The sequence below is a fragment of the Halomonas sp. ND22Bw genome, from assembly GCF_003011945.1.
Taxonomy (GTDB): Bacteria; Pseudomonadota; Gammaproteobacteria; order Pseudomonadales; family Halomonadaceae; genus Halomonas; species Halomonas halophila.
On the sequence record NZ_PXWD01001861.1, the window covers coordinates 1 to 233 of the forward strand.

1 protein-coding gene is annotated in these 233 nt (G+C 61.8%); it reads right to left on the minus strand.

All coding sequences use genetic code 11. The features are described 5' to 3' along the window. A partial coding sequence (locus tag CVH10_RS24730; protein ID WP_219925129.1) for a flagellar cap protein FliD N-terminal domain-containing protein occupies positions 1-233 on the minus strand: 233 nt, incomplete at both ends.

Here is a 233-nt window from a genome sequence, read left to right on the forward strand (position 1 = left end):
CACCGTGGTATTCAAGTCACCGATCGTCTTGCCCGAAATCGCCGTGCCCGACAGCACGGCATTGTTCGAGCTGGTCGGCTGCGATGCAAGCGTGCCGCCCTTGACCAGCCCTTCCAGCGCCTTGGTGAAATCGCTGATCGTATTCTTCAGTGTCGACACGGCCGAAATCTGCGCGGTCAGCGTGTCGCTCTTTGCGGTCAGCTGGGCCTTGCGGGTAGCGAACTGCGCCGTCC